The sequence below is a fragment of the Enterococcus sp. ZJ1622 genome (genome assembly GCF_011038845.1).
Lineage (GTDB): Bacteria > Bacillota > Bacilli > Lactobacillales > Enterococcaceae > Enterococcus_B.
Genome location: NZ_JAAKDW010000007.1, coordinates 170,489 through 179,804 on the forward strand (window position 1 = coordinate 170,489; position 9,316 = coordinate 179,804).

Annotated in this window: 9 protein-coding genes and 1 rRNA gene; 6 read left to right on the forward strand and 4 right to left on the reverse strand. The window is 38.1% G+C overall.

The features are described from left to right. Positions 1-104: 104 nt before the first annotated feature. From G7Y42_RS08695 to G7Y42_RS08705, 3 genes are all read right to left on the reverse strand, one after another. Positions 105-830, reverse strand: a complete 726-nt coding sequence (locus G7Y42_RS08695; protein ID WP_165037966.1) for a LytTR family DNA-binding domain-containing protein — start codon at positions 828-830, stop codon at positions 105-107. 12 nt (positions 831-842) lie between these two features. Further along, positions 843-2,123, reverse strand: coding sequence for a sensor histidine kinase (locus tag G7Y42_RS08700; RefSeq protein WP_165037969.1), 1,281 nt, complete (start codon positions 2,121-2,123; stop codon positions 843-845). 140 nt (positions 2,124-2,263) lie between these two features. Further along, on the reverse strand, positions 2,264-2,866 hold the full coding sequence (locus G7Y42_RS08705; RefSeq protein WP_165037971.1) for an accessory gene regulator B family protein: 603 nt from the start codon (positions 2,864-2,866) through the stop codon (positions 2,264-2,266). A gap of 246 nt (positions 2,867-3,112) precedes the next feature. Between G7Y42_RS08705 and G7Y42_RS08710 the strand changes: the two genes are divergently transcribed. Then, positions 3,113-3,334 carry a hypothetical protein gene (locus tag G7Y42_RS08710; protein ID WP_165037973.1) on the forward strand — a complete coding sequence of 74 codons (222 nt, stop codon included), beginning with the start codon at positions 3,113-3,115 and terminating at the stop codon, positions 3,332-3,334. Between the two features lie 172 nt (positions 3,335-3,506). Then, positions 3,507-4,211 (forward strand): deoxynucleoside kinase, encoded by a 705-nt coding sequence (locus tag G7Y42_RS08715; protein ID WP_165037975.1) that lies wholly within the window; start codon positions 3,507-3,509, stop codon positions 4,209-4,211. A 169-nt stretch (positions 4,212-4,380) separates the two neighbouring features. On the opposite strand, the gene G7Y42_RS08720 is transcribed toward G7Y42_RS08715, so the two are convergent. After that, the gene (locus tag G7Y42_RS08720; RefSeq protein WP_165037977.1) at positions 4,381-5,052 is read right to left on the reverse strand and encodes a YoaK family protein; all 672 of its coding nucleotides are present in this window, start codon (positions 5,050-5,052) and stop codon (positions 4,381-4,383) included. A 216-nt stretch (positions 5,053-5,268) separates the two neighbouring features. Here G7Y42_RS08720 and G7Y42_RS08725 point away from each other — a divergent pair, with 216 nt between their 5' ends. From G7Y42_RS08725 to G7Y42_RS08740, 4 genes are all read left to right on the forward strand, one after another. Further along, positions 5,269-7,461, forward strand: a complete 2,193-nt coding sequence (locus tag G7Y42_RS08725; RefSeq protein ID WP_165037983.1) for an ATP-dependent helicase — start codon at positions 5,269-5,271, stop codon at positions 7,459-7,461. Positions 7,462-7,723: 262 nt separating this feature from the next. Next, the gene (locus G7Y42_RS08730; protein ID WP_165005775.1) at positions 7,724-8,134 is read left to right on the forward strand and encodes a Spx/MgsR family RNA polymerase-binding regulatory protein; all 411 of its coding nucleotides are present in this window, start codon (positions 7,724-7,726) and stop codon (positions 8,132-8,134) included. 17 nt (positions 8,135-8,151) lie between these two features. Further along, positions 8,152-8,508, forward strand: coding sequence for a Spx/MgsR family RNA polymerase-binding regulatory protein (locus G7Y42_RS08735; RefSeq protein ID WP_165005776.1), 357 nt, complete (start codon positions 8,152-8,154; stop codon positions 8,506-8,508). A gap of 693 nt (positions 8,509-9,201) precedes the next feature. Then, positions 9,202-9,316 (forward strand): 16S ribosomal RNA (locus tag G7Y42_RS08740); the annotation flags it as partial.

The following is a 9,316-nucleotide window of genomic DNA, read 5'->3' on the forward strand; positions in this document are numbered from 1 at the left end:
GTAACAAGGACATTCAAGCGATTAGAACAGGAGCTGTGACAAAAGTCTTGTCGCAGCTCCTTTTTCCGAAGAAGCTACTTCTGTCACAACCTCTGTTTAAGCTGCTAGATCAGCTTTTTTAACCCACGGATCGATGCAGGGATGATCTCGCCGTTTGCTAAAGTGATCTCACGCCTTTTTTTGTTGATTGCACGGACGTTTTGCGTATTGATGACATATGATTTATGACATCGGATAAAATTCCGGTGCATTTTTTCGATCTCTTTGATTTTTTCATAAAATTGCATTTGCGCATGTGTCAGATGAACCTCCAGTTTATGTGGTGTATCTGATGATGTGGAAAAATACTGGATATCCTTGATGGGCAAAAATTTGATCTCGTCATTGAATTCGATTTTGAAAATATCTTTTTGTAGCTGAGCAGTTTGGAAATCATGAAAGATTTTCGTCAAAATCTGTTCTACGCGCTCTTTCAGATCGAAGAGATCTTCTTTGATGATATAATCAGTTGGTTCGATATTGCTTTTTAAGATAGTCAGGGATAAATCGGAATGCGAGGTCACATAAATGATTTTTCCCAACGGGTCCAGATCACGGATCCGTTTTCCAATCATCACACCATCCAATTCGCTGTCCTTCAGTTCGATATCTAGAAAATAAATGCCGAAAGAAGAGGTACGAACTCTAGCGGCATCGAAAAGTTCAAGCGGGTCAGAGGTGGCGATATGGACATAACTATCCAGGTTTTCGATCATGATTCGATTCTTGATCACAGTAGATATGACTTCTAACTGCTTTGGATCATCTTCACAAATATAAATGGGAATCATAGAACTACTCCTTTATTTTGTCTGTATATAAATCGTTTGAGAGAATCGCTGGTTTTCAATCGATGTTTCAAGAAACAGATAGGGATTCGTTTTAGTAAGTTCATCTAGTATGAATAGACCAAGTCCTTCATTTTTAGGGTTTTGCTTCGTCGAAAAGCCTTTTTGCTTCAAATGGCTCAATGGCAGCTGATTCATGGTTGTATTTACCACGCGTATGATGACTGAACTGTTTTTCTTCATCAGGGACAACTCTATTTTTTTCTTTTTCGTGACACTTGCCCCTTCGATCGCGTTGTCCAAAATAATACCGAGCATCCGCACGAGATTCACGGTATGTTTCGTATCCAGATCGATCTCATGAGGGAAAACCAGCTGTACAGTCAGCCCTTTTTCCTGTGCCATCATCAGCTTCAAAGACAGCAAGCTTCGAATCTCAGGTACTTTCATGTTATCCAGTAAACTCAGATTAGCTGGAAAATGATTCATCATTTCACGTGTAGGTAAAACATTCTCGTCATAATACGTACGCAAGCCTTCAAGGTCACCTTCTGCAATATAGCTGTGTAAGGAAAAAAGCAGATTCTGGTAATCATGTTTGAATTCCCGCAGATCTTGATAATTCTTTTCAAGGTCTTTGATGTAATCCTGCTGTAGTTTCACTTGCTGTTCCAACAGTTTGTCAGCCATCTTTTTATTGGAGATTTTCCAGTAATAAACTAAGATGATCAAGCCGACACAGAGATAAAGTATAAAGAAACTGGTATTTAATGCTAAAATATCAGGCGTTTCACCAGAAAAACGAGTATAAAAAATAATGATGTAGTATGTAAACAATACCAAAGTACCAATCGTTCCAATCATGCGGCGATCTACTGCATGAAACCAAGTATCCAATAACTTTTTAAACCCGAATGCTAATAATAAGGACAATGCTGCAGATAAAGCAAGATGGAAATATTGTAATGAATCACCAGGCTCAATAACATCTGACTGCAAAACAAAAAAATCGCCGATGCTCGTCAAATGATCTCCTAAAAGCGATGTCAGCAATCCAAAAGGAAATGCATAAATCAGCTGTTGACGCGAAGTCGAAAAGAAGAAAAAAGTAAGCATCAGCATTCCGATAGCAAATAAGGCAGTAAAGATCCCCAAATACGGGTAAATGATACCCATCAGCCAGCAAGAAAACAGAATCGTTGCAGCGAATAGATACTTTTTTCGTACCCGGTGATCAATGAGTAATACACAACTCGTGTAAATCAAGTATTGCAACGCTATAGACCATAAAAACATAAAGTACAGCTCCCATTGAGTTTTTCCAAATTATAGCACAATTAGCGTATTATTTTTTTAATTTTTCAGGGATTTTGAACTCAGAACTCATACCAAAGCAGCAGCCAGATACAAAGAAGTCAGATAGGTTTGTCAGTTGTTTAACGATTGTTTTTTTCATGAAAGATTCCTCCAATATTCATTAAGTAGTTTGTGATAGGAAGCAACGTAGCTATTTCTAAAACAATCCCGAGAAGCAAATAAGTAGAAAAGTAAGAAGCAGCGAAAAATAAAGTGATAAGGGCAAATAAAAGAAACATGCCGATTGCTTTTTTCAGTAACGCAGGACGTTTTTCCGGCTCAATGGGATTAAGCGCTGTACCTTTCGATCCATAGCGAAGCAATAATAAAAAGCAGCTGACTAACAATACGACCATCATGGGGAAGGAGATAGTCACTTGAAAATGTTTCATTACTAAAGGAACGCCCCACAAATAAAGCAGTGTCCACAATAAGCAGACGAATTCAGAATCGGAGTGCAATCCGTACGCGTATCTGCGGATGCAGATATACGAAAGAAAGGTGATACTTGTTTCAGCCCATGATCCTGTTACCAAAGAAAACACGAGAACAATCGCTAACTTTCCAAGGTTATTCATTAAGACTTCAAGAGCAAATTTCACTTGTATATACACCATATCTTCTTCAGACATTTCTCCACTGAATAAAACATCCAGCATTTTATTGACCACTTTATTTTTCATCTAATACGTACCTCCAGCTCTTAGTGTAATTCAAAATGAATCAAAGCGACGTTTTGCTTCATAAAAAGTTGTTTTGACATCAAAATCGTCATTTTTTCACTAGAAACATCTCTATTGTGAACGTTTTACTTCTAAAAATGCAACGGTTTTGACTCGAAAAGTACTTTTTATGATATAAATGTCCGTTTCTCCTGAATCTGTGTTAAAAATTTACTGACCTTAGAAAAAGGCGACGGAGGGATTCTTATGGAAAATGAACAATTATTTGAAGTAGGCGAAACATATGCATTTAAATCAGATTTGTTTGAATCACCAGTAAAAGGGATGATCGAAAAAATCTACGAAAATAGTGTAATGATCCGTGTAATGAAATGTGCGGCAGTAGACAATGATACTGCGCATAATCTGCACTGGCAGCTGATCGTTCGAAAATCAGGTGCGTTAGTAGAAGAGCAAGGGATTGGTTAAAAAAGCGATCCATCAACTATAATATTCAGATTTTACATGAAGTGATGAGACAGATCGGCATTTGGCGGTCTGTCTTTTTTATACAAACAGATGAATGAAGAAAAGCTTTTATTTGCAGGAAAGGAGTAGTAGAATAAGAAACAGATTTTATTAGAGGAAGGATGCCGATAATGTGATTATTGTTGCGGGAACAATCGGTGCAGGGAAAAGCACACTGACGGAAATGCTTGCCCAGAATTTAGAAACGAAGCCGTTCTATGAAAATGTCGAGGACAATGAAGTCCTGCCGCTTTTTTATTCGAATCCAGAAAAATATACGTTTTTATTACAGATTTTTTTCTTGAACAAACGATTTTTAGCCATCAAAGACGCATTTAGCCACGATGATAACGTACTGGACCGTTCGATCTATGAAGACAGTATGCTGTTCCATCTGAATGCGGATCTTGGCCGTGTCTCTGAAGTAGAGATACAGCAATACGAAGGACTTCTAGAAACGATGCTGAAGGAATTAGAAGAGATATCACCTCAGAAGAAACCGGATTTACTAGTCTACATCCGGGTCTCATTCGATACGATGCTCGAACGAATCAAAAAAAGAGGACGGGACTACGAGCAATTGGAGCAAGATCCTGAATTGTTTGCGTACTATAAAGAACTGAATCGGCGATATGAAGAATGGTTCGAACACTTCGATGTATGTCCCAAAATGGTGATCGACGGAGACACGTATGATTTTGTAGCCGATCCGGCCTGCGGTGAACAGATCGTTCGGGAAATCAGAACACGTGCAGAACAAATGTCTGAAGAAGCAGATGCTGGAGCGATTCGCTATACCACAGATCAGCCAAAAGCGAAAGGGATCTTTTCGAAGTAAGAGGCTGTGAAAGCAGCGCTTTGTCCGGAGTCCATGTCGAAGGTCTGCTGCTTGGACACTGTTTATGAGCCATGACAGCACACGACCCAACATCGTCTGTCGTCAATTTAAAAATAAAGGGAGGGCCTATGACAGCTGTCACAGGTCCTCCGTTTTATTATATTATCTTTTAGATTGTTTTGTAAAAACGCCATAATTGGAAACTTTGGAACAGTGCAAGAAGCAAGAACAAAATAGAAACGACTAAAATAGAGCTTGCTCCAAAGAGATGATGGCAAAAGACCAGTACGACCGCTCCTGCGATAAATGAAAGCACGACCGTCAAATAATGGAAAAATCGATCAAAATCGGCTTTTTCCTTCGAAATGAGAAAATCGTACAAATTCGTAGCGACACCCTTCAGATTCCCTGTAGTAAACAGATTCGTGTAGGCACGCCCGTTTATCTTATCAAAGGAGATCCACTGAATAGCTGCGGTAAAGGAAATCAGAATCGTGACCAATGCCGGATACACGTGGATTGGCGCCAAGCTGACCAGGAAAAAAACAAGTGCTTCATAATACAGCACGAACAGCCGCCAGAAATGCTTCTCTTTTTTCTTGAAATAATCGATCAGGTATTTTGTCAGTAAAATACCTAGGAAAAAGAACAGCGTCGAGAGTATTTTTTTTCCGACACTCACCCATTCACCATCAAATCCCTGAATGATTGCTAATACGATATTGCCTGTTTGTGCTGAGGCAAACGCATTGTACTGGATATACGTGTAGCTGTCCATGGCTCCGCCGATAAACGTCAGCAAAAGCCCAACTGTACGATCTTCATGGAATGAAGTACGCATATGTATCATCACCTTCAATTAATTATACTTGTCATCTTTTTTATTTTAGCATAATTTTCTGAAAATAAAGATAGGTTTTCTTGAAATACTTCTGGGGGAATAGTGGAGGAACGTTAGTTGAATTTTAATCATGGTCTGTTAGTATATAGAAAAATACCACAGAATAACTAATCATAAAGAAATAAAAAAAGAAAGATGGGAAAGATGATCGACCAATTGAATGAAAAGGAGATACTTCGATTGCAAAAAGAGCTGGCACACTGGGAAAAAAAGTATAAAAAGCTCCAGCAAATTTTCCGTATGCAAGAAGAGATCATTGCAAGTTATGAAGCAGCATATGGCGAAGCACCAGGCTTGATTGAAGAAGACCAGATAGAAACAGAACCCATGAACGATACCTTTTTCAAAATGATGGAAAAACGTTCCTACAATCGGTTCAACAACGAACAAAAAGCGGCAATCACTTATGATATGGAAAAAAATCTGCGTATCATCGCAGGTGCCGGAAGTGGCAAAACACAGACGATCTGTGCAAAGGCAGTCTATCTGATGACACAAAAACAGGTGGATGAAGAGCGGATCCTGATGATCACTTTTACACGAAATGCCGCAAATGAATTGAAAAAACGTGTAGATAATTTCAGCCAAAGAAAAACAGCTGTTCATATCGGCACATTCCACAGTATTTTTTTTCGGTTGTATAGTGAGATCTGCCGTAAATTTCCAGACATCGGTATTCCAGACATACAAGGCGCTTTTTCTAATGAGACCAGCCAGAAAATCAATACCTTGTTACAACAGCTGATCCGAAAATACAATCTTTATTCTTTTGACCAATACGGAGAAAAGACGATCGCAGCCCGCTTGGATTATTGGCAGAACATGAATCTTTCAGTAAATGAAATACTTGCCCTGATCAAAGAAAAATTCGACTCGATCGAAAAAAATCCGGCTCAGCCAATCTCTGAAAGAATGAGATACTTGATCGCAGAATTACAAGAGCAAAAAAAAGAACAGCAGCTGTTCGAATTTGACGATATCCTCCAAAATTTGAAGCAAGTGCTCGCAAATAAAGAAATCCGGCAATATATCGGACAAAAATACGACTATCTTTTTATTGATGAATTTCAAGATACGAATCCTCTGCAATGGGCAATCATCAAGCTTATCACGAAAGAAACAGGCATCAAACTGATCGTCGTAGGAGATGACGATCAAAGCATTTACGGCTTCCGTGGATCGGAGCCGGCATATATCAAGAACTTCGAGAAAGAATATCCAACTAAAACATTATTCCTTTTGACGAATTATCGTTCTCGGGCTTCGATCGTCCAAGGTGCGAATCGGCTGATCAGTTTCAATAAGAATGACCGTATCCCGAAGGCAATGATTCCGGCACAAAAAGAACCAGGCGTAATGGAAGCCCTCCGCTTTCGAGATACTAAAGCGGAGAGTCAGTGGCTTATCCGGCAAATCCGTTCTTTTGTTAACCAAAAGGGAAAATACAAAGAATCTATCGTGTTATACCGGTCACTTGCACAAACACAGCAGTTGGTAGAAAACTTATTGCGAACAGAGATCCCGTTTGTTCTGGAAGCAGATAGTTCATATGAAGGGATTTTTGGCATCAAACCTTTTTCTCAGTTTTATCAGAAGCTGACCAACTGGCATTTTGCCTCCTCGAGCCAAAAGAAAAGTCAGGCCTATCAGCTATTACTGCGTCAGCTGATGATTGACTGTTACTTGAAGAAAGCAGAATGCGACCAGTATTTTTCAGCTAATGCTCGTCCAAAAGACATAGCAAGCTATATTCTGCAACTGAAGCCAAGCATGAAATCATTGGAAAAGGATCTTCGCCAGCTAGTTGCAGAAATGAATTCTTTAGAAAAGCAGCCGGAAAAAGAAGTATATCCTTTGATCCAATGCTATTTGAAACTTCCAAGAGTCGCAAAAGAGATGGATCGAAGTGACCGTGAATGGTTGACAGAGCAAGTGAAACAGCATCCAACTCTTAAAAAGTTGCTGGAATTTAGTCAAGAAACACAAGCAATAGCCAAACAGTTGAAAACGCGGTTGATCGCTTATCGACAAGGAAAACTGGATGCATTATGCATTCAGAGTATCCATAAAAGTAAAGGACTGAGTTATCGCAATGTTTTTTTGATCGGCTGTAATGAAGGAACACTTCCTTACAATGGCGCTACTGAGAAAGAATCGGTCAAAACTAACGAAATTAAAGCAGAGCCCGTAACAACAGTAGAAGAAGAACGTCGGCTTTTTTATGTTGCGATGACAAGAGCCAGAAATCGGCTTTATCTATGCGTGCCCCAAGAAAAAGGAAGCAGGAAATTGAAGACCTCGAGATTTATTAAAGAAACAGGGGTTAAATTAAAAAACTCAAATAATTAAATAGAAGAAAAATCTGTATGGCATCGATTTATATCGTACTATACGGATTTTTTTTGATTACATATATGAATATCTGTTTTTTTATATTTTTTAAATAAAAGACTATACTACATACATACTATTGATAAATAAGGTTTTTTCGTGAATTTAAATAACTTTTAAAATGATACGTATACCTTTTTTCTATTTTTTGTTAGCTAATAATTGGTCTTTTTAAGCGCAATGAGGTAGAATGGGATTATAATTAAAAAGGAGTGAGAAAATGATAAAAGTATATACTTCGCCTAGCTGTACCTCCTGTAGAAAGGCAAGAGCATGGTTGCAAGCGAATCAACTTGAATTTGAAGAAAAGAATATTTTTGCAGAGCCTTTGACAGAAAGTGAAATTAAAAAGATTTTGGCAGCAACTGAAGGGGGAGTGCAAGATATTATTTCCACTCGATCGAAAATTTACGAGAAACTTGGAATAGATTTTAATGAATTAACGCTCAAACAGATGATCGTCTTATTCAAACAATACCCTTCATTATTGAGACGCCCTATTTTAATCGACGAAAAAAGAATCCTGATTGGGTTCAATGAAGATGAGATTCGTTCGTTTGTACCAAGAGAAATCCGTTGTGTCGCTCGAAACTTGATTTATCTGCAAAACAACAACATTTTGAATTCATAGAGAAAGAGAGGGACCTCGTGAAAGTGAAAGTCTATGGATCAGCACATTGCGTGTCCAGTTTGAAAGCCAAAAGATGGTTGGAAAAACAAAAGATGCCCTATCAATTTGTTGATTTGGAACAAAAAGAACTAAGCGCCAAAGAAGCAGAAGAGTTGTGCAGCTTTGAAGAAGTGCAAGCAGAACAATTATTTGCCACTTGGTCTGAGGGTTTTCACAAGATTCAGGTCGACCTTACTTCTATAGATAAATATCAATTGATTCTGTTATGCCAAAAGTATAAGGAGCTGCTGAGACGTCCTTTGATCATTATCGATGATGTCTTATTCATCGGCTATAATGAACAATTAATGGAACAACTCATATTGAACAATTGATTTTGCCACTATTCGTACTTAGCTTTTCTAAAAAAACAAAACAAACAGAGCACTTAGCAATCATTTGTTACGTGTTCTTTTTTGTTTTGTAAACTAAAAGGGAAGGGCACTATATTATTCTATTTATAGTAGGGAAATAAACGTATCCGTGAAATAGGAATAAATGATGAAAAAGTTTATTGACATGTGAAAATTTACATGATATATTCATTTCTGTTGTTCCGAACATTTTATAAATAGATGATGTTTGGAAAAACATAAAAATAGTTATTGACATGTTTATCCTTACATGATAAGATAACTAAGTCGTTTGAAAAGGACATTGAATGAAGCTTGATTTCATCAAGAAAAACTTCAAAAAAAGTTCTTGACAAATAACAAACAACGAGTTATGATAAATGAGTTGCTGAAAGATTTCGCTGAGCGAGATCGAAAAAAACTTTTAAAAAAGAGTTGACAATCGCTTGTCTCTCTGATATGATATAAAAGTTGCTACGGCAGCCAAACAGAGATTGAACTTCAAGCGTTACTGCTTTGGATTTTGATCAAGTAGACCTTTGAAACCTGAACAAAGTAAGACAAACCAAATGTGTAGGGCGTCTTGATTGATTCAAGACAACAAACATTTTTAACAAGCAAGCAATATGCTAGCAAACAAATTGAGCTTAACAATCGAAAGATTGTTCTAACTTTTATTATGAGAGTTTGATCCTGGCTCAGGACGAACGCTGGCGGCGTGCCTAATACATGCAAGTCGAACGCTTCTTTTTCCACCGGAGCTTGCTCCACCGGAAAAAGAGGAGTGGCG